Origin of the sequence: Frigidibacter albus (assembly GCF_009908165.1) — a bacterium.
Lineage (GTDB): Bacteria > Pseudomonadota > Alphaproteobacteria > Rhodobacterales > Rhodobacteraceae > Frigidibacter > Frigidibacter albus.
On the sequence record NZ_JAAAUC010000002.1, the window covers coordinates 122,826 to 145,891 of the forward strand.

General features: G+C 67.9%; 24 protein-coding genes and 1 pseudogene. 22 read left to right on the plus strand and 3 right to left on the minus strand.

Annotated features, from left to right (window positions below; all coding sequences use genetic code 11):
- The first annotated feature begins 218 nt into the window (after positions 1-218).
- The 18 genes from GVY41_RS03135 (at position 219) to GVY41_RS03220 (ending at position 15,034) form a co-directional block, all read left to right on the plus strand.
- Entirely contained in the window at positions 219-542 is a 324-nt protein-coding gene (locus GVY41_RS03135) for a hypothetical protein (protein WP_161343764.1), read from the plus strand.
- Positions 466-1,836, plus strand: a complete 1,371-nt coding sequence (locus GVY41_RS03140; RefSeq protein ID WP_170301105.1) for a DNA-packaging protein — start codon at positions 466-468, stop codon at positions 1,834-1,836. The genes GVY41_RS03135 and GVY41_RS03140 overlap by 77 nt, the downstream gene beginning before the upstream one ends.
- Positions 1,837-1,878: 42 nt before the next feature.
- Positions 1,879-3,078, plus strand: coding sequence for a phage portal protein (locus GVY41_RS03145; RefSeq protein ID WP_161343762.1), 1,200 nt, complete (start codon positions 1,879-1,881; stop codon positions 3,076-3,078).
- Entirely contained in the window at positions 3,078-3,311 is a 234-nt protein-coding gene (locus tag GVY41_RS03150; protein WP_161343760.1) for a GTA head formation protein, RCAP_rcc01685 family, read from the plus strand. Before GVY41_RS03145 ends, GVY41_RS03150 begins: the two co-directional genes overlap by 1 nt.
- A gap of 13 nt (positions 3,312-3,324) precedes the next feature.
- Complete coding sequence (locus tag GVY41_RS03155) at positions 3,325-3,867, plus strand: HK97 family phage prohead protease (protein ID WP_161344065.1); 543 nt, start codon at positions 3,325-3,327, stop codon at positions 3,865-3,867.
- A gap of 41 nt (positions 3,868-3,908) precedes the next feature.
- A complete protein-coding gene (locus GVY41_RS03160; protein ID WP_161343758.1) occupies positions 3,909-5,111 on the plus strand; it encodes a phage major capsid protein in 1,203 nt (400 codons plus the stop codon).
- A 183-nt stretch (positions 5,112-5,294) separates the two neighbouring features.
- The gene (locus GVY41_RS03165; protein WP_161343756.1) at positions 5,295-5,903 is read left to right on the plus strand and encodes a head-tail connector protein; all 609 of its coding nucleotides are present in this window, start codon (positions 5,295-5,297) and stop codon (positions 5,901-5,903) included.
- Entirely contained in the window at positions 5,900-6,238 is a 339-nt protein-coding gene (locus GVY41_RS03170; protein ID WP_161343754.1) for a head-tail adaptor protein, read from the plus strand. The genes GVY41_RS03165 and GVY41_RS03170 overlap by 4 nt, the downstream gene beginning before the upstream one ends.
- On the plus strand, positions 6,235-6,642 hold the full coding sequence (locus GVY41_RS03175) for a DUF3168 domain-containing protein (protein WP_161343752.1): 408 nt from the start codon (positions 6,235-6,237) through the stop codon (positions 6,640-6,642). The genes GVY41_RS03170 and GVY41_RS03175 overlap by 4 nt, the downstream gene beginning before the upstream one ends.
- A gap of 87 nt (positions 6,643-6,729) precedes the next feature.
- Positions 6,730-7,143, plus strand: a complete 414-nt coding sequence (locus tag GVY41_RS03180; protein WP_161343750.1) for a phage major tail protein, TP901-1 family — start codon at positions 6,730-6,732, stop codon at positions 7,141-7,143.
- Complete coding sequence (locus GVY41_RS03185; protein WP_161343748.1) at positions 7,143-7,460, plus strand: gene transfer agent family protein; 318 nt, start codon at positions 7,143-7,145, stop codon at positions 7,458-7,460. The genes GVY41_RS03180 and GVY41_RS03185 overlap by 1 nt, the downstream gene beginning before the upstream one ends.
- A gap of 4 nt (positions 7,461-7,464) precedes the next feature.
- On the plus strand, positions 7,465-7,686 hold the full coding sequence (locus tag GVY41_RS03190) for a rcc01693 family protein (protein ID WP_161343746.1): 222 nt from the start codon (positions 7,465-7,467) through the stop codon (positions 7,684-7,686).
- On the plus strand, positions 7,679-8,341 hold the full coding sequence (locus GVY41_RS03195; RefSeq protein WP_161343744.1) for a phage tail tape measure protein: 663 nt from the start codon (positions 7,679-7,681) through the stop codon (positions 8,339-8,341). The genes GVY41_RS03190 and GVY41_RS03195 overlap by 8 nt, the downstream gene beginning before the upstream one ends.
- Before the next feature lie 47 nt (positions 8,342-8,388).
- Entirely contained in the window at positions 8,389-9,021 is a 633-nt protein-coding gene (locus tag GVY41_RS03200; RefSeq protein ID WP_161343742.1) for a DUF2460 domain-containing protein, read from the plus strand.
- Complete coding sequence (locus tag GVY41_RS03205; RefSeq protein ID WP_161343740.1) at positions 9,018-9,923, plus strand: DUF2163 domain-containing protein; 906 nt, start codon at positions 9,018-9,020, stop codon at positions 9,921-9,923. The genes GVY41_RS03200 and GVY41_RS03205 overlap by 4 nt, the downstream gene beginning before the upstream one ends.
- Positions 9,920-10,375 (plus strand): NlpC/P60 family protein, encoded by a 456-nt coding sequence (locus tag GVY41_RS03210; RefSeq protein ID WP_161343738.1) that lies wholly within the window; start codon positions 9,920-9,922, stop codon positions 10,373-10,375. Before GVY41_RS03205 ends, GVY41_RS03210 begins: the two co-directional genes overlap by 4 nt.
- On the plus strand, positions 10,375-14,331 hold the full coding sequence (locus GVY41_RS03215; RefSeq protein ID WP_161343736.1) for a baseplate multidomain protein megatron: 3,957 nt from the start codon (positions 10,375-10,377) through the stop codon (positions 14,329-14,331). The genes GVY41_RS03210 and GVY41_RS03215 overlap by 1 nt, the downstream gene beginning before the upstream one ends.
- Positions 14,324-15,034 (plus strand): DUF2793 domain-containing protein, encoded by a 711-nt coding sequence (locus GVY41_RS03220; protein ID WP_161343734.1) that lies wholly within the window; start codon positions 14,324-14,326, stop codon positions 15,032-15,034. The genes GVY41_RS03215 and GVY41_RS03220 overlap by 8 nt, the downstream gene beginning before the upstream one ends.
- Positions 15,035-15,079: 45 nt before the next feature.
- Here GVY41_RS03220 and GVY41_RS03225 read toward each other — a convergent pair whose 3' ends face one another.
- Positions 15,080-15,586 (minus strand): pyridoxamine 5'-phosphate oxidase family protein, encoded by a 507-nt coding sequence (locus GVY41_RS03225; protein ID WP_161343732.1) that lies wholly within the window; start codon positions 15,584-15,586, stop codon positions 15,080-15,082.
- A 109-nt stretch (positions 15,587-15,695) separates the two neighbouring features.
- Positions 15,696-16,073: a hypothetical protein gene (locus GVY41_RS03230; protein WP_161343730.1), complete on the minus strand. Its 378-nt coding sequence runs from the start codon at positions 16,071-16,073 to the stop codon at positions 15,696-15,698.
- A gap of 120 nt (positions 16,074-16,193) precedes the next feature.
- On the opposite strand from GVY41_RS03230, the gene GVY41_RS03235 reads away from it, so the two are divergent.
- From GVY41_RS03235 to GVY41_RS03250, 4 genes and pseudogenes are all read left to right on the plus strand, one after another.
- Positions 16,194-16,922, plus strand: a complete 729-nt coding sequence (locus GVY41_RS03235) for a Crp/Fnr family transcriptional regulator (RefSeq protein WP_161344063.1) — start codon at positions 16,194-16,196, stop codon at positions 16,920-16,922.
- Between the two features lie 149 nt (positions 16,923-17,071).
- Positions 17,072-18,253, plus strand: a complete 1,182-nt coding sequence (locus GVY41_RS03240; protein ID WP_161343728.1) for an RsmB/NOP family class I SAM-dependent RNA methyltransferase — start codon at positions 17,072-17,074, stop codon at positions 18,251-18,253.
- Positions 18,254-18,364: 111 nt separating this feature from the next.
- The gene (locus GVY41_RS03245; RefSeq protein ID WP_373283238.1) at positions 18,365-20,677 is read left to right on the plus strand and encodes an ATP-binding protein; all 2,313 of its coding nucleotides are present in this window, start codon (positions 18,365-18,367) and stop codon (positions 20,675-20,677) included.
- A gap of 183 nt (positions 20,678-20,860) precedes the next feature.
- Positions 20,861-22,157 (plus strand): annotated as a pseudogene (locus GVY41_RS03250) (integrase core domain-containing protein).
- 254 nt (positions 22,158-22,411) lie between these two features.
- Here GVY41_RS03250 and GVY41_RS03255 read toward each other — a convergent pair.
- Positions 22,412-23,038, minus strand: coding sequence for a hypothetical protein (locus GVY41_RS03255; RefSeq protein ID WP_161343726.1), 627 nt, complete (start codon positions 23,036-23,038; stop codon positions 22,412-22,414).
- Positions 23,039-23,066: the final 28 nt, after the last annotated feature.

Here is a 23,066-nt window from a genome sequence, read left to right on the forward strand (position 1 = left end):
TCAACGGTCTGCGCGGGGTTTTTAATGTGTTGCATGAAGATCCGTTAACGGACCGTTCGGTCAAGCGCTTGATCTAAAACGAGAAAACTTGACTCTGCGCCCGGTCTGTGGCATCACTTGTGACATGCTAGAAGAAGTGGGCGAGCGGCGAGGGGGCAACCCGGCGCCGCTTTTTCATTTCTCTCGTGCGGACGGCATGAGAGGGGCGCACCGACCACATGACACTGATCTTTCCCGCAGGGGATACGGCTCCGAAACATCTGCTTTCGGAGACCTTGGAGCATTTTGATGACGCGGCACGCAGCCTGGCCTGGGTGATCCACGAGATCAAGATCGGCAATTACCAGAAGGCCAAGGAGGCCGCGGTTTCGGTTCGTGACCTGAAATCGGCCTTCCAGATGGCGATGGAAGAAAGGACGCGCGTTGAAAAGCTTGGACGACAGACCGCAGGGATCGTTCACGACTATGCGCTCGACTTCGACGCAGCACGCGCTGAAATCGGGCGCCGCCTGGCTCGCCTGCGCGACGCCGGAGCAGATTGACGAGTTTCTGGGCGGGCTGGGGGATGGCGCCCTGATGGCGCTGCCCTGGCTGTTCGAGTTCTGGGCGCTGCCGCATCAGCTGCCGCCCGAGGGCGCCTGGAAAACCTGGGTCATCATGGGCGGGCGCGGGGCGGGCAAGACCCGGGCCGGGGCCGAATGGGTGCGGATGCAGGTGGAGGGGCCGCGGCCGCTGGATGCCGGGCGCGCCAAGCGGGTGGCGCTGGTCGGCGAAACCTTCGATCAGGTGCGCGACGTGATGGTGTTCGGGGATAGCGGCATTCTGGCGTGTTCTCCGCCGGATCGCCGGCCCGAATGGGAGGCGACGCGGCGGCGGCTGGTCTGGCCCAATGGCGCGGTTGCGACGGTCTATTCGGCGCAGGAGCCGGACAGCCTGCGCGGGCCGCAATTCGATGCGGCCTGGGTCGATGAGCTGGCGAAGTGGAAGAAGGGCGGCGAGGTCTGGGACATGCTGCAATTTGCGCTGCGGCTGGGCACGCATCCGCAGCAGGTGGTGACGACGACGCCGAAGAACGTGTCGGTGCTGAAGGCGATCCTGAAGAACCCCTCGACGGTGATGACCCATGCGCCGACCGAGGCGAACCGGGCCTATCTGGCGGCGTCGTTCCTTGAAGAGGTGCGCAGCCGCTATGCCGGGACGCGGACCGGACGGCAGGAGCTGGACGGGGTGCTGCTGGAGGATGTGGAGGGCGCGCTGTGGACCACGGCGGGCATTGAGGCGGCGCGGCGGGACGCGGCGCCGAAGCTGGACCGGGTGGTGGTGGCGGTCGATCCGCCGGTGACGGGGCACGCCGGGTCGGACGAATGCGGCATCGTGGTGGTGGGGATCGAGCAGGCGGGGGCGCCGAAGGACTGGCGGGCCTGGGTGCTGGAGGATTGCAGCCTGCGCGCGGCTTCGCCGTCGCAGTGGGCCGAGGCGGCGCTGGCGGCGATGGCGCGGCACGGGGCCGACCGGCTGGTGGCCGAGGTCAACCAGGGCGGCGATCTGGTGGCCGAGGTGATCCGGCAGATCGACCCGCTGGTGCCCTTGAAGATGGTGCGCGCCAGCCGCGGCAAGGCGGCGCGGGCCGAGCCGATTGCCGCGCTCTATGAGCAGGGGCGGGTGCATCATCTGCGCGGGCTCGGGCCGCTGGAGGACCAGATGTGCCGCATGAGCCAGTGCGGCTATGAGGGGCGCGGCAGCCCCGACCGGGTGGATGCGCTGGTCTGGGCGCTGCACGAGCTGATGATCGCGCCGGCGGCGCACTACCGGCGGCCGCAGGTGCGGGGCCTCTGAGGACGCCCCTCGGCAGGCGGCAACCAGTTTCAGGAGATCGACATGGTGTTTGACTTTTTCCGGCGGGCCGGGACTGGCGGAGCTTTGCCTGCTGCGCCCGAGGCCAAGGCCTCGGCGACGGGGCGGGTGGTGGCCTGGGGTGTGGCGGGGTCTGGCCGCGTGGCATGGAGCGCGCGCGATACCGCGACGCTGACGCGGATCGGGTTTACCGGCAACCCGGTGGGCTTTCGCTGCGTGAAGCTGGTGGCCGAGGCGGCGGCGGCGGTGCCGTTGCTGTGCCAGGATGCCGACTGCCGCTATGAGGCGCATCCGATGCTGGAGCTGATCCGGCGGCCGAACACGTTGCAGGGGCGGGCGGAGCTGCTGGAGTCGCTCTATGGCCAGATGCTGCTGTCGGGGAACGGGTATCTGGAGGCGGTGGGCGGCGATGCGGGGCTGCTGCCCGGCGAGCTGCATGTGCTGCGGTCGGACCGGATGAGCATCGTGCCGGGGGCCGATGGCTGGCCGGTGGCCTATGACTACACGGTGGGGGCGCGCAGGCACCGCTTCGACATGACCGGCGCGCCCGATCCGATCTGCCATATCCGCAGCTTCCATCCGCAGGATGACCATTATGGCCTGAGCCCGATGCAGGCGGCGGCGGTGGCGGTGGATGTGCATAACAGCGCCAGCGCCTGGTCGAAGGCGCTGCTGGACAATGCGGCGCGGCCCTCGGGCGCCATCGTCTACAAGGGCGCGGACGGGCAGGGCCAGCTGTCGGCGGACCAGTATGACCGGCTGGTGAGCGAGATGGAGATGCACCATCAGGGCGCGCGCAATGCCGGGCGGCCGATGCTGCTGGAGGGCGGGCTGGACTGGAAGCCGATGGGGTTCTCGCCCTCGGACATGGAGTTCCAGAAGACCAAGGAGGCGGCGGCGCGCGAGATCGCGCTGGCCTTCGGGGTGCCGCCGATGCTGCTGGGGATCCCGGGGGATGCCACCTACGCGAACTATCAGGAGGCGCACCGGGCGTTCTATCGCCTCACGGTGCTGCCGCTGGCGACGCGGGTGACGGCGGCGATCAGCCATTGGCTGTCGGGGTTCGCGGGGGCGGTGGTGGAGCTGCGGCCGGACCTCGACCAGATCCCGGCGCTGGCGATGGAGCGGGACCAGCAGTGGAAGCGGGTCGGCGAGGCGGCGTTCCTGAGCGATGCCGAGAAGCGCAGCCTGCTGGGGCTGCCGCCGCTGGCCGGGGCCGAGTGATGGACGGCGAGGGCTCGCGCTACCTCAAGGCGCCGTTCGAGGTGCATGAGCAGCGCTTCGAGGCGACGGAGCGGATCATGGCGCTGCAATTTTCGGGCGTCGAGAAGCGGCTGGAGCGGATCGAGGCGATGATCGAGGGCCTGGAACGGCGGCTGTGGATGACGGTCTATGGCGTGGTCGGGGTGATCCTGACCCAGGCGGTGCAATCGGTGCTGGATTACGGGCCGAAGTGAGGAAACCCAAATGATGCGGACGCAATTCGGGCTGGAAACCAAGCTGTGCCGGCTGGGCGGGGATGTGAGCGTTACCGATGGCACGGTGATCGCCGGCTATGCCTCGGTCTTCGGGGCGGTGGACCAGGGCGGCGATGTGGTGGAGCCGGGCGCCTATGGCGCGAGTCTGGCGCGGCTGGCGGCCTCGGGCGGGCGGGTGAAGATGCTGTGGCAGCATGATCCCGCGTGCCCCATCGGCGTGTGGGACGAGGTGCGCGAGGACGGGCGCGGGCTTTGGGTCAGCGGGCGGCTCTTGACCGACGTGGCGCAGGGGCGCGAGGCGGCGGCGCTGATCGCGGCGGGGGCGATCGACGGGCTGTCGATCGGGTATCGCACCGTGACGGCCGCCAAGGATGCGGGCGGGCGGCGGCGGCTGAAGGTGCTGGAGCTGTGGGAGGTGTCGCTGGTGACCTTCCCGATGCTGCCCGAAGCGCGGGTGGCCGAGGCGAAAGGCGCGGATTGGCCCGCCTTGACGGCGGCGCTGCGCGCGGCGCGGGCCGAACTGGCGGGGCTGTAACGGGCCCTTCGCCAGGGGGCCGATTTCCGAAAGGTGAAACGATGACCAAGACCGAGACGATGTCCGGGGACGGCGGAGCTGTGCCTGCTGATCCCGTGGCTGAGGCGACGGCGGCGCTGACCGGGTTCCTGAGCGAGCTCCGGGGCTTTCGCGCCGAGATGAAAACCAGGCAACACCAACCAGAAGAGCGAGTGACCATGCTGGATCGCAAGAACTACTCCCCGAACGCTGGCCGTCCGGCGCTGTCGGCTGCCGTGCAGGACGGGGTGCCGCACGCCAAGGCCTTTGCCGCCTATCTGCGCTGCGGCGATGATGACGGGCTGCGCAACCTCGCGCTGGAGGGCAAGGCGCTGAACACCGCCGTGGCGGCCGAGGGCGGCTATCTGGTCGATCCGGTCACGTCCGAAACCATCCGCGGTGTGCTGAAGGCGACCTCGTCGCTGCGCCAGGTTGCAAGCGTGGTCAATGTCGAGGCGACGAGCTTCGACGTGCTGGTCGATCATAGCGACATGGGCTCGGGCTGGGCGAGCGAGACCGCGACGCTGACCGAGACCACCACCCCGCAGATCGACCGCATCAGCATTCCGCTGCACGAGCTGTCGGCGATGCCCAAGGCCAGCCAGCGCCTGCTGGATGACAGTGCCTTCGACATCGAGAGCTGGCTGGCGAACCGCATCGCCGACAAGTTCGCCCGTGCCGAGGCGGCGGCCTTCGTCAACGGTGACGGTGCCGACAAGCCCAAGGGCTTCCTGACCCATCCCAAGGTGCCGCGCGCTTCGTGGAGCTGGGGCAGCCTTGGCTATGTGGCGACCGGCGCCGCCGGGGATTTCGCCTCGCTGAACGCCAGCGATGCGGTGGTGGACCTCGTCTATGCGCTGGAGGCGGAATACCGCGCCAATGCGACCTTCGTGATGAACTCGAAGACCGCCGGCGCGGTGCGCAAGATGAAGGATGCCGATGGCCGCTTCCTGTGGTCGGACGGGCTTCAGGCCGGCGAGCCGGCGCGGCTGATGGGCTATCCGGTGCTGATCGCCGAGGACATGCCGGACATCGCCGCCAATGCCTATGCGATCGCCTTTGGCGATTTCAAGAACGGCTACACCATCGCCGAGCGCCCGGACCTGCGCATCCTGCGCGACCCGTTCTCGGCCAAGCCGCATGTGCTGTTCTACGCCTCCAAGCGCGTCGGCGGCGACGTGTCGGATTTCGCGGCGATCAAGCTGCTGAAGTTCGCGCTGTCCTGATCGGGATCGGGTCGGGGGTTTACCCCCCGGCCGATTGAAGCGGATCGGGTCGGGGGGAACCCCCGACCCGTGGCGGGCGCGGGCCGGAACCCACCCTTCCGTCTAGCTGCTCCCTCCGTCCGAGCGGGGGTGAAGGGTTCGCGTCCGCCTCGTTGGGGGCGGTAGAGGTAAAGGACAGAGCCGATGATGTTGACCGAGCAGACCGCGGTGCCGGTGCAGGCGCTGCCGCTGGCCGAGATGCGCGCGCATCTGCGCCTGGGCACCGGCTTTGCCGATGATGCGGCGCAGGATGCGATCCTGGAGAGCCATCTGCGCGCGGCGCTGGCCGCCATCGAAGGGCGGACGGCGAAGATCCTGCTGGCGCGGGAGTTCCTGTGGCAGCAGGAGGCCTGGCGCGAGCTGGATGAACAGGCGCTGCCGGTGGCGCCGGTGGTGGCGGTGGCGTCCGTCACCATGCGGGACCGGGAGGGGGTTGCCACGGTGATCGACCCGGGCCGCTGGCGGCTGGTGAAGGATGCCCATCGTCCGCGGATCGTGGCGACGGGGGCGATGCTGGCGGGCATCCCGCTGGGCGGGGTGGCCGAGATCGCCTTTACCGCCGGGTTCGGCCCGGCCTGGGCCGATGTGCCGGTGGATCTGCGCCAGGCGGTGCTGCTGCTGGCGGCGCAATATCACGAGCAGCGGCACGAGGCGGGTATCCCCAGCGCCATGCCCTTCGGGGTGATGGCGCTGATCGAGCGCTGGAGGACGGTGCGGGTGCTGGGTGGGCGGCCTTCGGGGGTGCGGACATGAGCGCGCCGGTCCTGAACCGCGCGCTGGTGCTGGAGGAGATGCAGCGCCTGCCCGATGGCGCCGGGGGGTTCACCACCAGCTGGACGGCGCTGGGGACGCTCTGGGCCAGCGTGGTGGCCGGCAGCGGCACCGAGCGGGCGGGGGAGTTCGTGACCCTGTCCACCGTGCCCTACCGGATCACCGTGCGCGGGGCGGCGCCCGGCGCGCCCTCGCGCCCGCGCCCCGACCAGCGGCTGCGCGACGGCGACCGGCTCTACCGCATCCTGGCGGTGACCGAGGCCGATGCCCGCGCCGCCTACCTGACCTGTTTTGCCCGCGAGGAGGTGCCGTCATGAGCTATGCAAGCGGCGCCGCCCTGCAGGCGGCGGTGTTCCAGCGGCTGAGCGCCGATGCCGCGCTGGCGGCGCTGGTGGGCCCCGCGATCTATGACGCGGTGCCGCCCGGCACGGTCACCGGCACCTATGTCAGCCTCGGCCCCGAGGATGTGCGCGATGCCTCGGATGCAACGGGCGGCGGCGCGCTGCACGAGTTCACCGTCAGCGTCGTCACCGATGCCTCGGGCTTCCAGCAGGCCAAGGCCGTTGCGGGCGCGGTGTCGGACGCTCTCACCGGCGCGCCGCTGACCCTCGGCCGCGGCCATCTGGTCGGGATGTGGTTCCTTAAGGCGCGCGCCCGCCGGGTGCAGACCGGCGAGATGCGCCGCATCGACCTGAGCTTTCGCGCCCGCATCGAGGACTGATCTCTTCAGCTTCTTGCTGGCCCAAATATCCCGGGGGTCCGGGGGCAGCGCCCCCGGCCGCCGGCCACATTCACGGAGTTTTCCCAGATGGCTGCGCAAAACGGCAAAGACCTGCTCATCAAGCTCGACCTCACCGGCGGGCTGCAATTCGAGACCATCGCGGGGCTGCGCGCCACGCGCATCAGCTTCAACGCGGAAACGGTCGATGTGACCAGCCTCGAGAGCACGGGGGGCTGGCGCGAGCTGCTGGCGGGGGCGGGGGTGAAGTCGGCCTCGATCTCCGGCTCCGGCATCTTCAAGGACCAGGCGACGGATGAACGCGCGCGGCAGATCTTCTTTGACGGCGAGGTGCCGCAGTTCCAGGTGATCATCCCCGATTTCGGCATCGTGCAGGGGCCGTTCCAGATCACCGCGATCGAATATGCCGGCAGCCACAATGGCGAGGCGAGCTATGAGCTGTCGCTGGCCTCGGCGGGCGTGCTCAACTTCGTGGCGCTGTGATGGCCAACCCCTGGGCGGGCGAGGTGGCGGTCTGGCTCGACGGCCAGCGGCATGTGGCCAAGCTGACGCTGGGCGCGCTGGCGGAACTGGAGGCGGCGCTGGCCGAGGACAGCCTGATCGCGCTGGTGGAGCGGTTCGAGGGCGGGCGGTTTTCCAGCCGCGACGTGCTGGCGCTGCTGGTGGCGGGCTTGCGCGGTGGCGGCTGGGACGGGAGCGCCGGGGACTTGCGCACGGTGGAGATCGGCGGCGGGCCGGTGGAGGCGGCGCGGGTGGCGGCAGAGCTGCTGGCGCGGGCCTTCGCGCTGCCACCGGGGTGAAGACATGGCGGGGATGGACTGGCCCGGATTGATGCGGGCGGGGCTGCGCGGGCTGGGGCTGATGCCCGAGGTGTTCTGGCGCCTGACCCCGGCGGAACTGGCGATCCTGCTGGGCGCCGAGGCGGGCGCGGGGCCGCTGACGCGGGCGCGGCTGGAGGACCTGGCACGGAGATGGCCGGATTTTCCCGCAGGGCCGACACAAGTGAAGGAGGGCGGCGATGGATGATGTGGACGGCATGGACGATCTGGCGCGGCAGGCGGCGGATCTGGAGCGGGCGCTGATCGGGGCCGAGGCGATGACCGCGGCGTTCGGCGAGGAGCTTCTGCGGATGCAGGAGAGCATGACCTTCACCAGCCGCGAGGTCTCGCTGCTGACCACGGGCATCGGGCGCGGGCTGCGCAGTGCCTTTGACGGGCTGATCTTTGATGGGTTGAAGCTGTCGGACGCGCTGAAGACCGTGGCGCAGTCGATGGCGGACAGCGTCTATGCGATTGCGTTGCGGCCGGTGCAGACGGCGGCGGCGGGGGCGATTGCCAACGGGATGAACAGCCTGATGAGCGGGCTGTTTCCCTTCGAGAAGGGCGGCAGCTTCTCGCAAGGGCGGGTGATGCCCTTTGCCAAGGGCGGGGTCGTGTCCTCGCCGGTGACCTTCCCGATGCGGAATGGGCGGGGGCTGATGGGTGAGGCGGGGCCCGAGGCGATCATGCCGCTGACCCGCGGCGCCGATGGGCGGCTGGGTGTGCAGGCGCAGGGCGGGGGCCGGGCGGTCAATGTGGTGATGAACGTGACGACGCCGGATGCGGCGGGCTTTGCGCGCAGCCAGAGCCAGATCGCGGCGCAGCTGGGCCGGGCGCTGTCGCGCGGCGAGCGCAACCGCTGAGGCGGCAGAGGGAGCCGCTGCCGTAGGCAGCATGAGGGACAAGTAGCATGGCATTTCACGAGGTGAGGTTTCCTGCCAACCTGAGCTTTGGCTCGGTCGGCGGGCCGGAGCGGCGCACGGAGATCGTGACGCTGGCCAACGGGTTCGAAGAACGCAACACGCCCTGGTCGCAATCGCGCCGGCGCTATGATGCGGGGCTGGGGCTGCGGAGCCTCGACGATGTCGAACGGCTGATCGCGTTCTTCGAGGCGCGGGCGGGGCAGCTGCACGGATTCCGCTGGAAGGATTGGGCGGATTTCAAATCCTGCCCCGCCTCGCGCGAGGTGGCGTTCGATGACCAGTTCATCGCGCTGGGAGATGGCGAGACAGCGGCGTTCGGGCTGGTGAAGAGCTATGAGTCCGGTGGCAGTAGCTATCTGCGCGGCATCGCCAAGCCGGTGGCGGGGTCGGTGCGGATGGGGCTGCAGGGCGAGGCGCTGGTGGAGGGGCTGCATTACGCGGTCGATACGGTGACCGGCATGGTCACCTTCGTGGTGCCGCCGGCGCCGGGCGAGCGCATTTCGGCCGGGTTCGAGTTCGATGTGCCGGTGCGCTTCGACACTGACCGCATCCAGGTGTCAGTGGCGAGCTTTCAGGCGGGGGACGTGCCGCAGGTGCCGGTGGTTGAGGTGCGGATATGAGTGCGGCGGAGTTGTTCGCGCATCTGGCAGGCGGGGCGAGCACGGTGTGCCGCTGTTGGGCGGTGGTGCGGAAGGATGGCACGGTGCTGGGGTTCACCGACCATGACCGCGACCTGAGCTTCGAGGGGATCGTGTTTCGCGCCGATAGCGGCATCACCGCGCGGGCGCTGGCGCAGACCACGGGGCTGTCGGTGGATAACAGCGAGGCTTATGGCGCGCTGCGCAGCGATGCGATTGCCGAGGCGGATATTCTGGCCGGGCGCTTTGACGGGGCCGATGTGCGGGCCTGGCTGGTGAATTGGGCGGAGCCGGAGGCGCGGCTGCTGCAGTTCCGTGGAAGCCTGGGCGAGCTGACGCGGGCGGGTGGGGCCTTCATGGCTGAGCTGCGGGGGCTGAGCGAGCCCTTGAACCACACGCAGGGGCGGATCTTTCTGGCGGGCTGCACGGCGGTGCTGGGCGATGCGCGCTGCAAGTTTGACCTGTCGCAGCCGGGGTACAGCGTGGAACTGGCGGCGGGAGAGGCGGACGGCACGCTGTTCCGCCTGCCGCAGTTGCCGGAGTTCGAGGATCGCTGGTTCGAGAAGGGCCGGCTGTCGGTGCTGAGTGGCGCCGCGGCGGGGCTGTGGGGCAGCGTCAAGAACGACAGGGTGGACGCGGAGGGTCGCAGCGTTGAGCTGTGGCAGGGGCTGCGCGAGGTTGTGGCACCGGGCGATCTGCTGCGGCTGGAGGCGGGGTGCGACCGGCGGGGCGAGACGTGCCGGCTGAAGTTTCAGAATTTTGCGAATTTCAGGGGCTACCCGCATATCCCGGGCGAGGACTGGCTGACGGTCTCGCCGGTGCGCGCCTCGCAGACCGGCGGCGGCGGGGGCGACGAGTTTTCGGTGGAGGATCTGGTGCCGTGAGCGAGCGCGAGGCTGCAGAGCGGATCGTGGCGACGGCGCGGCGCTGGATCGGCACGCCCTATCGGCATCAGGCCTCGGTCCGGGGCGCGGGTGCGGATTGCCTTGGCCTGCTGCGCGGGGTCTGGCGCGAGGTCTATGGGGCCGAGCCCGAGCCGGTGCCGGCCTATACGGCCGACTGGTCGGAACCCGCGCGCGAGGAGCGGCTGTGGGCGGCGGCGCGGCGGCATCTGCGGGAGTGCCCTGCGGGGGCTGAGCCAGAGCCGGGAGAGGTGCTGCTGTTCCGGATGCGCGCCGGGTCTGTCGCCAAGCATCTGGGGATATTGTCCCGCACCGGCAGCGATGCTGCCTTCATTCACGCCTATTCGGGCCATGCGGTGCTGGAAAGCCCGCTCTCGGCCCCCTGGCAGCGCCGGATCGCGGCGCGCTTTGCTTTTCCCAGCGGAGGGTCGTGATGGCCACCATTCTGTTCGCGGCTGCCGGTGCGGCCATCGGCGCGGGGTTCGGCGGGACCATCCTTGGCCTGTCGAGCGCGGTGATCGGCCGTGCGGTGGGCGCAACGATTGGCCGGGTGATCGACCAGGCGGTGCTGGGGGGAGGTTCGTCCTCGGTCGAGACAGGGCGGATCGAGCGGTTCCGCTTGACCGGCGCCAGCGAGGGCGCGCCGCTTGGCGTGGTCTGGGGGCGGATGCGTGTCGGCGGGCAGGTGATCTGGGCCTCGCCCTTCGTCGAGACCAAGGAGAAGGAAGAGGTCGGCGGCAAGGGCGCGCCGAGCACCACCATCACCAGCTACAGCTATTCGGTGAGCGTGGCGGTTGCGGTGGGCGAGGGCGAGATCACCTGCATCGGGCGGGTCTGGGCCGATGGCAGCGAGATTGCGACGGACGATGTGCAGATGCGCGTCTATACCGGCAGCGAGGATCAGCTGCCCGATCCGAAGATCGAGGCGGTGGAGGGCGCGGGGCTGGCACCGGCCTATCGCGGGACGGCCTATGTGGTGTTCGAGAACCTGGAGCTGGCGCCCTTTGGCAACCGGGTGCCGCAGTTTTCCTTCGAGGTGATCCGCCCGGCGCAGGGGCCGGCGATCAGCGAGGTGGAGGACCTGACCCGCGGCGTGCGGGCGGTGGCGATGATCCCGGGGACCGGGGAATATGCGCTGGCGACAAGGGCAGTGCATTACGGCAAGGGCCTTGGCACCGGCGACAGCGCCAATGTGAACACCGCGAGCGGGCGACCGGATTTCCTGACCTCGCTGGAGGCGCTGAACAATGAGCTGCCCAACTGCGGCTCGGTGTCGCTGGTAGTGTCGTGGTTCGGCGATGACCTGCGCTGCGGGCAGTGCGAGTTGCGGCCCAAGGTGGAGCAGAAGGAGTTCGAGGGCGCGGATTATCCCTGGCGCGTCAATGCCGTGGCGCGGGGCAGCGCGCTGGCGGTGCCGCAGATCGACGGGCGGCCGATCTATGGCGGCACCCCGGCGGATGCCTCGGTGATCGAGGCGATCCGGGCGATGAAGGCAGCGGGCAAGAAGGTGGTGTTCTACCCGTTCATCCTGATGGAGCAGCTGGCGGGCAATGGGCTGCGCGACCCCTGGACCGGGGCCGAGGATCAGCCGGCGCTGCCCTGGCGCGGGCGGATCACGCTGTCCTCGGCGCCGGGGACCGAGGGGACGCCCGACCGCACCGCGCTGGCTGGCGCGCAGGTGTCGGCGTTTTTCGGCCAGGCGGGGGCGGGGGATTTTTCCGCGTCGGGCGTGCTGGGGCCGCTGGGGACGGAGGGCGGCAGCCCGCCGACGGTGTCGTATCACGGACCGGCGGAATGGTCCTATCGGCGGTTCATTCTGCACTATGCGTGGCTGTGCAAGGCGGCGGGCGGGGTGGACGGGTTCTGCATCGGCTCCGAGATGCGCGGGCTGACGCAGATCCGCGGCGCGGGCGACAGCTTTCCGGCGGTGCAGCAGTTGCGGCAGCTCGCGCTGGAGGTGCGGCTGATCCTGGGGGCGCAGGTGAAGCTCGGCTATGCGGCGGACTGGAGCGAATATGCGGGATACGATGCGGGCGAGGGCAACCGCTATTTCCACCTCGATCCGCTCTGGGCCGATGCGGCGATCGACTTCATTGGCATCGACAATTACATGCCGGTCTCGGACTGGCGCGATGGCACGGATCATGCGGATGCCGGCTGGGGCGCGATCTACAATCTTGATTACCTGAAGGCCAATATCGCCGGCGGCGAGGGCTATGACTGGTATTATGCCCATCCCGAGCACCGGGATGCGCAGATCCGCACGCCGATCACCGACGAGGGCTATGGCGAGCCCTGGGTCTGGCGGGTGAAGGACATCCGCGGCTGGTGGGAGAACCCGCATCACGAGCGCATTGGCGGCGTGCGGCAGGCGGTGCCGACCGATTGGGTGCCGCGGTCGAAGCCCGTGTGGTTCACCGAGATGGGCTGCGCCGCGATCGACAAGGGCGGCAACGAGCCGAACAAGTTCCTTGATCCGCGGTCGTCGGAATCGGACATCCCGCATTATTCCAACGGGCGGCGCGATGACCTGATGCAGATGCAATACCTGTGCGCGATGCGGGATTTCTGGATCGATCCGGCGAACAACCCGGTGTCGGAGCTTTATGCGGGGCCGATGGTCGATATGGACCGGGCGCATGTCTGGGCCTGGGATGCGCGGCCGTTTCCGCAGTTCCCCAATGACGTGGAGCTGTGGACCGACGGCGACAACTGGACGCGCGGCCACTGGATCAGCGGGCGCACGACCTCGCAGCCCTTGGACAACGTGGTCGCCGAGATCTGCGCCCGCTCGGGGCAGCGGCTGATCGACGTGTCGGAGCTGTACGGTGTGGTGCGCGGCTATGTTGCCTCGGACGGGGGCAATGGCCGGTCTGCGCTGCAGCCGCTGATGCTGGCCTATGGCTTCGACGCCATCGAGCGGGACGGGGTGCTGCGGTTCCGGATGCGGCGCGGGGTCGCGGAGGGTACGGTGCGGCCGGAGGGGGTCGCGCTTGGTGCCGAGGCGGAGGGCGCGGTGCAGCTGACGCGGGTGTCTGCGGCGGACATGGCTGAGCGCATCCGCCTGACCTTTGTCGAGGGGCAGGGGGATTTCGAGACGCGCGCGGTGGAGGCGATCCTGCCGGATGCGGAGTCGCGCAGCATCGCCGAGACCGAGTTCCCGTTGGCCCTGACCCGGGGCGAGGCGCAGGGCATTGCCGAGCGCTGGCTGGCCGAGGTTCGGGTGGCGCGGGACGGGGTGCGGCTGTCGCTGCCCCCGTCGCAGAGCTGGCTGGGGGCCGGGGATGTGCTGCGGCTGGAGGCGGAGGACGGGCGCGAGCAGGGCCTCTACCGGATCGACCGGGTCGAGGTGGCGGGCGCGGCCGAGATCGAGGCGGTGCGGGTGGAGCCGGGGGTCTATGAGCCCTCGGACGAGGCAGAGACGCGGGTGGTGCCCAAGGCCTTTGCCGCGCCGGTGCCGGTGTTTCCGCAGTTCCTCGACCTGCCGCTGCTGACGGGTGCCGAGGTGCCCTACGCGCCGCATCTGGCCGTGACAGCGACGCCTTGGCCGGGAACGGTGGCGGTGTATTCCTCGGCCAGCGACGCGGGGTATGTGCTCAACACGCTGCTGACCAAGCGTGCGGTGATCGGCGTGACGCAGACGCCGCTGCTGCGGGCGGTGCCGGACAGCTGGGATCTGGGCGCGCCGCTGCGGGTGCGGGTCTATGGTGGCACGCTGTCCTCGGCAGATGAAGAAGCGGTGCTGAACGGGGCCAACAGCTTTGCAATCGGCTCTGGTGCCTCTGCCGGTTGGGAGGTGATGCAATGCCAGCGGGCGGTGCTGGTGGGGGGCGGGGTCTATGACCTCGACCTGCGCCTGCGCGGCCAGCTTGGGACCGATGCCGACATGCCGGACGAATGGCCGGTGGGCAGTTATCTGGTGCGGATCGACAGCGCCTTGCAGCAAATTGCGCTGAGCGCTTCGGCCCGCGGGCTGGCGCGGCATTACCGGATCGGCTCGGCTTCGCGGGGCTATGACGATCCGTCCTATGTGCATCTGGTGGAGGCGTTCGACGGGATCGGGCTGCGGCCCTATTCGCCGTGCCAGTTGCGCTGGACAGCGGATGGCGCGGGCGGCGGCGCGCTGAGCTGGATCCGCCGCACGCGGATCGAGGGGGATAGCTGGGTGTCTGTCGAGGTGCCGCTTGGCGAGACGCGCGAGGCCTATGTGGTGCGGGTGGTGGTGGATGGCCAGATCCGCCGCGAGGAGACCGTCAGCTTGCCGGGCTGGACCTATACCGCCGCGCAACGGGCCGCGGATGATGCGGCGGCTGGCTTTGAAGTTCATGTGGCGCAACTGTCCGATGCTTTCGGACCGGGCCCGTTCGAGGGGATCGAGATCAATGACTGACACGAACCAGCTTTCGCTGCCGCTGCTGCGCGCCTCGCAGGCGCAAAAGCATGTGACGATGAACGAGGCACTGATGCGGCTGGACGGGCTGACGCAGCTGGTGATCACTTCGCGCAGCGTGTCGCTGCCGCCGGTCACCGGGGCGGACGGGACCGTTTACGCCATCCCCCCGGGTGCGGTGAATGCCTGGGCAGGGCACGAGGGCGAGCTTGCGATCCGCGCGAATGGGGGTTGGGTGTTTGCGATGCCCAAGGCCGGGTGGCAGGGGTTCATTCTGGATGAGGGGTTGCCGGCGGTCCATGACGGCACCGGTTGGCGGGGCGGTGCTGCGACGATGGCGCCTTCCGGGGCGGGGATGTCGTTCGGGGTGGCGCAGATCGACCATGTGGTGATGGCGGGAGCGACCTCGGCGACCGCGATCCTGATCCCGTCGGGGGCTGTGGTGTTCGGGGTGACCGCCCGGGTGACCACCGCAATCACCGGCAGCCTGAGCACGTGGCAGCTGGGGAATGCCGGGGCGCCGGATCGGTTTGGGTCAGGCCTGGGGCTTGGCGAGGGATCCTGGGCGAGGGGCGTACTCTCTGCGCCGACAGCCTACTACGAGCCGACGGGACTGCTTTTGACGGCAACGGGCGGGAGTTTTGCGGGGGGCATGGTGCGGATCGCGGCGCATTATGCAGAGCTGGCGCTGCCGGTCGCCTGAGCAGGGTAGAACGGCGCGGGGGACCGCGTCGTTCCGGTTGCCGGGTCAGGTGTTGAATTCGACGATGACATGATCACCGACATCGGGCTCATGCTCCTCACTGAGGTTGGAGCGCAGGATCTCGATCCCGAAGCGCACCGAGCTATCCGTGGAGGCCCAAATCGAGGCTTCCTGCAGGGTCAGGCGCAGGGCGATAAGGTCGGGATCCTGGCGACCTTCGGGGAACCAGGCAGCGGCGACGGGCGACCATATTTCGTCGATCTTGGCGTCGTCATAGGTCTGGACGATCGCGCCAGCCATGCAGGCATGCAGGTCGTGATCCTCGTTGATGAAGACGAAATGGGCACGGGCACCTTGGCCGATGGCGCGGACCAGATCGGTCTGGCGCGAGGAGAGGAACCAGATCTCGCCCTTGTCGGCGTCGGGGTAGTGGGTCATCGGCTGCAAGTGCTGCCCCGATCCTTCAACACCCAGCATTCCGGTGCGGGTGTCGCCCATTGCGGCAAAGAGGGTGGCTTTGGGGTCGTCGCGCAGATTCTGGCGCAGGCTCATGGCGGTCTCCTTCGGTTGGGCAAGGGCGCGCGCGTCCTCGCATCGCCGGTCAACGCGGGGAGGCCGCGGGCGTTCCCTGAAGGCGAACCAAGGGTGGGGGCCGCGGCATTCAGGCGGTGCGACGCCGCAAAGCCATGTCGAGGGTCGCTTGAACCATTTCGGTCGTGAACGGCCGATCGAGGATGAGGCAATCGGCAAAGGGAGCCGTCTCGACACCCTCGCTCCGCGGGATCAACACGACGCGCCCGCCGCGTGCCATGATGCCGTCGATCAGCTCATTCCAGCCATCTGCGTGCCTGTCGTCTATCAGGAACGCCAGACGCATGGCGATGATATCCTGCAGGGCCTGGAGGGCGGCAGCGGTATCGCGGGCCCGAAGCACCTCGGCGCCGGGGTCGAACTCATTGACGATCTGCGCAAGATCCTCGGCCACGACAACATGTTTCAAGACGACAAGATAGGCCTCACGGCCTGACGTGTGCTCCACGCTCTTCTCCTGATTGCGAGCGGGACGCCATCGGACCCGTCACTCTGGAGCCTGAATGGAACTCTTTGACCGTAGTTGCATTTAACTGCGACATACCTGAAAAAAGAATTTGCACATTCGATGACAACGCCCTGTGCCGAATGCCCCCTGCGCTGCAAGCCGCTGTTCGAGCCGTTCACCGATCAGGAACTCTCCTTCATGGAGCGGTTCAAGATCGGCGAGCTCACAATCGAGGCGGGGCGGACCATCTTGATGCAGGGTGCGCAGAGCCCGCAGTTCTACACGGTCTTGCGGGGTCAGGGATTGCGTCACAAGACGCTCGAGGATGGTCGGCGCCAAGTCATCAGCTTCGTGCTTCCCGGTGACCTTGTGGGATTGCAGGCAGTTGTAACAGGCGAGATGCAGCATTCGGTAGAGGCATCGGTTGAGACCACGCTTTGCGTATTCGACCGAGCGGGGCTTTGGGATCTGTTCTCGAACCAGCCGAAGCGGTCCTATTCGCTCACATGGCTGTCCGCTGTAGAGGAGAACTTCCTGGGCGAGACACTGGCGACCCTCGGGCAGCGCGATGCAAGTCAGCGCATCGCCTGGGCACTGGTGCGCCTGCATGAGCGCCTGACCGCGCTTGGCATGGCGAGTGGCGGGCGCGTTCCGTTGCCTTGGCGCCAGCAGGACCTGGCTGATGCGGTCGGCCTCTCGCTGGTGCATACCAACAAGACTTTGGCGCGGCTGCGCGATAGCGGCCTTGCAGAGTGGTCGGGCGGGCAGTTGGCGCTCCCGGGGCGCAAGGAACTCGCCGACATGGCCTTCATCGATCTGGAATATCCGACGCAGCGGCCCCTGCTGTAGCGATGAGCTGCGTCTGCCACTGGTCCTCGGGGCCTCGGATTGGTAGAAGAGCCCATGCATTCCAGAAGTTCTTCCGTCGTTCCAAGCTCAAAGCCTTGCCCCGGAAGACGGCGGGTGCTGCGGGCGCTTTGCGGCCGGGGTCGGATCCTGTGACCCCGTCGGCCCGCATCGCCGCTGCCATCGAGATTCTTGACCGCCATCTGGCCGGTTCTGCGGCCGAGCAGGCGCTGACCGCTTGGGCGCGGAGCCATCGCTTTGCCGGCTCGGGCGACCGTGCGGCGATCCGCGATCATGTGTTCGACGCGTTGCGCTGCCTGCGCAGCTTTGCCGCGCTTGGCGGGGCTGCCGAGCTTCCGACCGGACGCGCCCTGATGATCGGCGCGCTGAGGGATGCAGGTATCTCTGCCGAGACGCTGTTCACCGGCGAGGGCCATGCCCCCGCGCCGTTGAGCGCCTCCGAAGCCCGCCCGCCGCCCACCGACCTCCCCCCGAACGTGGCACTCGATTGTCCGGACTGGCTGGCTCCGCTGCTGGAGGACAGCCTTGGCGATGATCTCCCCCCGGTCATGCGCCTGATGCGCCAGCGCGCGCCGGTGACGCTTCGGGTGAACCTCTTGCGTACGACCCGGGCCAAGGCGCAGAGCGCACTGGCCGACGAGGGCATTTCGGCAGTGCCGCATCCGCTCGCCGACACAGCGCTGCATGTCACCGAAAACCCCCACAAATTGCGCAACAGCCCCCTCTATCTTGACGGCCGCATCGAGTTGCAAGATGCCGCGAGTCAGGCTGTGGTGGCGATGCTTCCGCTGACGGGTGCCGCGCGGGTGCTCGACTATTGTGCGGGCGGCGGCGGCAAGACGCTGGCGATGGCGGCACGCGCGCCAGCGCGGTATGTGGCGCATGACATCGCACCGCAGCGGATGCGCGATCTGCCGGAACGGGCCCGGCGTGCCGGGATCCGCGTCGATCTGGCCGATTCCGCCCGCGTCGCTTCCCTCTCCCCCTACGACCTTGTATTGCTGGATGTGCCCTGCTCAGGCTCGGGCAGCTGGCGCCGGGCGCCCGAGGCGAAATGGGCGCTGACGCCCGCGCGGCTGGCGGAACTGCAGCAGGTCCAACGCCAGATCCTCGACGAGACCCACGAATTCGTGGCCCCCGGCGGTGTGCTTGCCTATGTCACCTGCTCGATGTTGCGGGCCGAGAACGGTGATCAGGTGGCGGCATTTCTGCGGCGCGCTCCCGGTTGGCAGTGCACCGTTCAGCGCAGATTCACGCTGCGGGACGGCGGCGACGGCTTCTTCTGCGCCCTCTTGACGCGCGTGCCCCGCTAGGAACAATTCAAGGTTGTGTTTGCGGCAGGCGCCTTGAAATATCATCGGCATTAAAGGCCGGTTAAGTATTTCCGGGCCGAATGCGGGTAATCATTTCGAGGAGGCCCTGGCGTGTCGCATTCGGCGCAGTCACCGCATTCGCTGACCCGCATCGCCCTGGCACTGTCGCCTCGCGGCATCTGGCTCGTCATCGGGGCGATTGTCTTTGCCTGTGCTGCGGTTCTTCTCCGCGCCCGGGAGATCGCGCTGCCTCTGCTGGCGGCTGCAGGGACCTTGGCGGCACTGGCCATCGTGCTGCGGATGCTTGCGCACCGTCATGCGGCCTCGCGGGCGCAGCTGCATGACCAGATCGCCGCCTTCATCGCTCATGATGCCTCGCCCAGCTTCACGACGGATGGCGATGGCGCGATCAGCTATCAGAATCGAGCAGCGCTGGAGCGCTTCGGCTCGCGCGGCGGCGAGACGCTGACACGGGCGCTGGCCGAGGTTTTTGCCAACCCCGCGGCGGTTCTGGTGCGCCTGCAGAACAAGGCGGCTTCTCTGGGTGCCGCGCGCGAGGACATGGTGACGCGCCGCGGGCATGTCCGTGTTTGTGTGCATGAGATCGGCGAGGATGGCTATCTGTGGCGGCTCGAGGACATGGTGGAACGTCAGAGCGGCAGCCGCGGCGCAGAGACCCTGAGCCTGCCGATGTTGATCGCGACCCGAACTGGCACGATCCTGTTCATGAATGAGGCGCTGCGCCGCATCGTCGGCGAGCGGGTCAAGAGCCTTGACCGGATATTCCCGGACCTGCCGCTGCGTTCGGGGGAAGAGCACGAGGTTTCCGGTGCGGAGGGGCCCGTCCGTGCCCTCGTTGCCGAAGTCGAGGGCCCGGGCGGGCGGCGTGAGATCTATCTTCTGCCTTCCCTGCAACTGACACGCCCGGCCGCGTCGGACCCGACATCTTTCGAATCGTTGCCCGTCGCCCTGCTGCGCCTGTCGGCCGAAGGGCGGGTCATCGCGGCGAACCGCGCTGCCCGCGGGTTGATGGGCGCCGTGGAAAACGAAGTGCCGCTGTCTGAAGTGCTTGAGGGGCTCGGACGCCCTGTCGCAGACTGGCTCGGTGATGCGCTCTGCGGGCGCACCGATCGCCGCCCCGAGGTGCTGCGCGTGCGCCGTCCGGATCGTGAGATATTCTTGCAGGTCACGCTCAGCCGGGTGATGGAGGATGGGCGCCCGGGCCTTGTCGCGGTGATGTCCGATGCGACGCAGCTGAAGACACTCGAGGCGCAGTTCGTGCAAAGCCAGAAGATGCAGGCCATCGGCCAGCTGGCCGGCGGCGTCGCGCATGACTTCAACAACCTGCTGACCGCAATCTCTGGCCATTGCGACCTGCTGCTTCTGCGCCACGACAAAAGCGATCCGGACTATGCCGACCTCGTGCAGATCAACCAGAATGCCAACCGCGCGGCCAGCCTGGTCGGACAGCTGCTTGCCTTCTCGCGCAAGCAGACGCTGAAGCCGCGGATCCTCGACCTGCGCGACACGCTGTCGGATCTGACCCATCTTCTGAACCGGCTGGTCGGTGAGAAAGTGACGCTGTCGCTCGGCCATGATCCGGTCCTGCGTCCGATCCGCGCCGACAAGCGCCAGCTCGAACAGGTGATCATGAACCTGGTGGTGAATGCCCGCGACGCAATGCCCGAAGGCGGAACGGTGCGGATCGAGACCGAGAACCTCTCGCTGGTTGCCGAGATGAAGCGTGACCGTGTGGCGGTGCCGCCGGGTGACTATGTGATCGTGAAGGTGGTGGACGAGGGCGTGGGCATCGCGCCCGACAAGCTCGCCAAGATTTTCGAGCCCTTTTACACCACCAAGCGCACCGGCGAGGGCACCGGCCTCGGCCTCTCCACTGCCTATGGCATCGTGAAGCAGACCGGCGGCTTCATCTTCGTCGATTCGGTGCAGGGCGTCGGAACCACGTTCACGCTGTATTTCCCCGCGCTGGACTATGGCTCCGTTGACGAACCCGAACCCGAAACTGCACCCGCTGCGCGAAGGACTGAGAGCAACCCGGGCGAAGGTGTCGTGATGCTGGTGGAGGATGAGGCCCCGGTGCGGGCCTTTGCCAGCCGGGCGCTGCGCCTGCGCGGCTTCAACGTGATCGAGGCCGAGAGCGGAGAGGAGGCGCTGCGCCTGCTGGAGGATCCCGAGCTTGTGGTCGATGTCTTCGTTACCGATGTGATCATGCCGGGCCAGGACGGTCCGACCTGGGTGCGAGAGGCTCTGAAGACCCGGCCCGCGGTGCGCGTCATCTTTGTCTCGGGCTATGCCGAGGACAGCCTGCAAGACAGCCAGGCCAAGATCCCGAATTCGATCTTCCTGCCCAAGCCCTTCTCCTTGGTCGAGTTGACAAGTACGGTGCAAAGCCAGCTTCAGTGACGCGCAGGGCAGATCGGCGCGGCCGGCAGGTTGTTTTTGTCCCTGAGATACAGCCGGTTTCGTAAGTCCGCCGGCAGTGATGCGAATAGCGTGCCAGATCAATCCCTGGCGCCTGCACCACTTCTGGCCTGCCACGGGATTTTTCCTCCATCTGCGATTAGAGTCCGCTCCATGGAACGGACGATGAAGCGAACGATACGAACCGAAGAACAGATCATCGGCATCTTGCAGGAGCATGAAGCCGGGGCGAAGTGCGCCGATCTGTGCCGCAAGCACGGGATGTCGGAAGGCACGTTCTATGCGTGGAAGGCGAAGTATCCCGGGATGACGGTGTCCGAAGCCAAGCGGCTGAAGGCGCTGGATCGAGCCATTGTCCGCCATTTGGTCCGAGGGCAATTGCGAGGGAGTACGCGAAGCTGAAGAAGCTGCTGGCCGAGCAGATGCTCGACATGGCGGCGATGAAGGAACTGCTGTCAAAAAAAGTGGTAGCGCCCGCCGTGAAGCGCGAGGCAGTCGCGCATCTGAATGCCCTGTTCGGGCTGTCGGAACGGCGGGCGTGCCGGATTGCCGGGGCGGACCGCAAGATGGTCCGTTACCAGTCGCGACGCGCGCCTGACACGGCGCTGCGAGGCAGGCTGCGCGACCTGGCCAATGAACGGCGCAGGTTCGGCAACCGCCGGCTGTTCGTGCTCTTGCGGCGCGAAGGAGAACCGTCAGGGATCAACCTTATCTACCGGCTCTACAGCGAGGAAGGGCTGACCGTCCGCAAACGCAAAGGCGCGCCGCAAGGCCATCCGCACAAGGGCCCCGATCCTGATCGAGGCGCGGGCCAATGCGCGCTGGTCGCTGGACCCTCGCCATGGGCCTCGAACCAGTGGCGGCACCAAGGCTCGATCCACGACCAGTTCGCCTGCGGGCGGCGGTTCTTTCACCATTGTGCTTGAACCAATGGCGCACAATGGCTCATTGCTGAACGTGGTGGATGACGTCACGCGCGAATGTCTGGCGGCGATCCCCGATACCCCGGTTATGGCCGCCCGCTGCGCGATTTTAAGCCTGCGCAGGCGGCCATAACCTCCGTGGCGCTTCATTCCCAACATGCTACGGCACCGAACTGACCTCGAACGCGATCCTCAGGTGGTGCGCCGAGCAGAAGGTCGAATGGCACTACATCGCGTCCGGCAAGCCGATGCATCGAGCCATGGTGCCGCCACTGGGTCGAGGGACCATGGCGAGGGGCTTTGTCGAAAACTCCAACGGCCGGATGCGGGACGAGTTTCTGAACGTGACCCTGTTCCGCAATCCCGCCCATGCCCGCGCGCTGTTGGCGGCCTGGGTCACCGATGACAACACCGCGCGGCCGCATTCCGCGCTTGGCTACCAGACCCCCGCAGGCTTCGGCCTGCACCTGACCACCGCAATCGCCGGGCCCGCGCCGATCCGCGTAAATGACCACCGGGCTCCGGTTGCAGCTGGATGAAGGACCAGTGGCAGATCAGCCGCGCAAACCTGGCAGCCCGCGCTGTCTCGTCAACCTCCCAAAGCGGGTGTCCGAACGTCATGCGCATCCGCGACATTGGGCCCGGCGCCCCTGTCGAGAGGCGCAGCGGGTTCGGGCGGCGCGCTTCGGTGAAAGCGGCCGCCCCTTCGCATCGTCTGCCCCGGTCTGCTCTGGCTCTACCAGCCCGCAGGCGCCCCTCCCGAACCGACAATCCATGGGACTGGGGGCGGGATTCAGCCCCTTGCTTCAGAAGCGCCCCGATGTCGGGCGTTCGGGCGGCCCACAGCTTCGTAAAGCGCGTAATCCGCCGCCAGACGCTCGGTCAGGCGCCGGGTGAGGTCGGCCGGCAGGTCCATCGGCGCCCGCGGCGAGACGTTGAGGTGGGGCAGGGTGATCGCGCAGTCGAGCCGGTCCTCGAGAAACTCCAGCAGCTGCTCGATATCCTCATAGCGGAACAGGTGGTCCACCGCGATCTGGCCGTCTGCCCCGGTCAGAAAGGCCGCCTGCGAGCCGACGCGCGCAAACTCCTCCTGCGGCTCATCCAGATAGCCAGCGATGAAGGCGGCGAAACTGCCATCCCCGCCGATCGGCAGGTGCTCGCGCAGGCGATAACGGTACCAGCTGCCCAGCCAGTCCAGCGGCTCACGGATAAGGGCGACGGTTTCGAAGGGCTGACCCTCCGCACTCTCGCCCAGAAACGGCGCCAGCAACCCCGAGAACCGTGCAGCGGTAGTGTGTTTGAGAGCCGGCGGGCGCTGGACCGCCACATCGGCCAATGATTCGAGCGCCATCTCGATGGAGGTGGACCCGGTCTTGGTGTTGGCGAGGAACACCAGATGTCTCTTCCAGAAGATCAGCATTCCCGCCTCGTTCTCGCTCCGGCCGTGC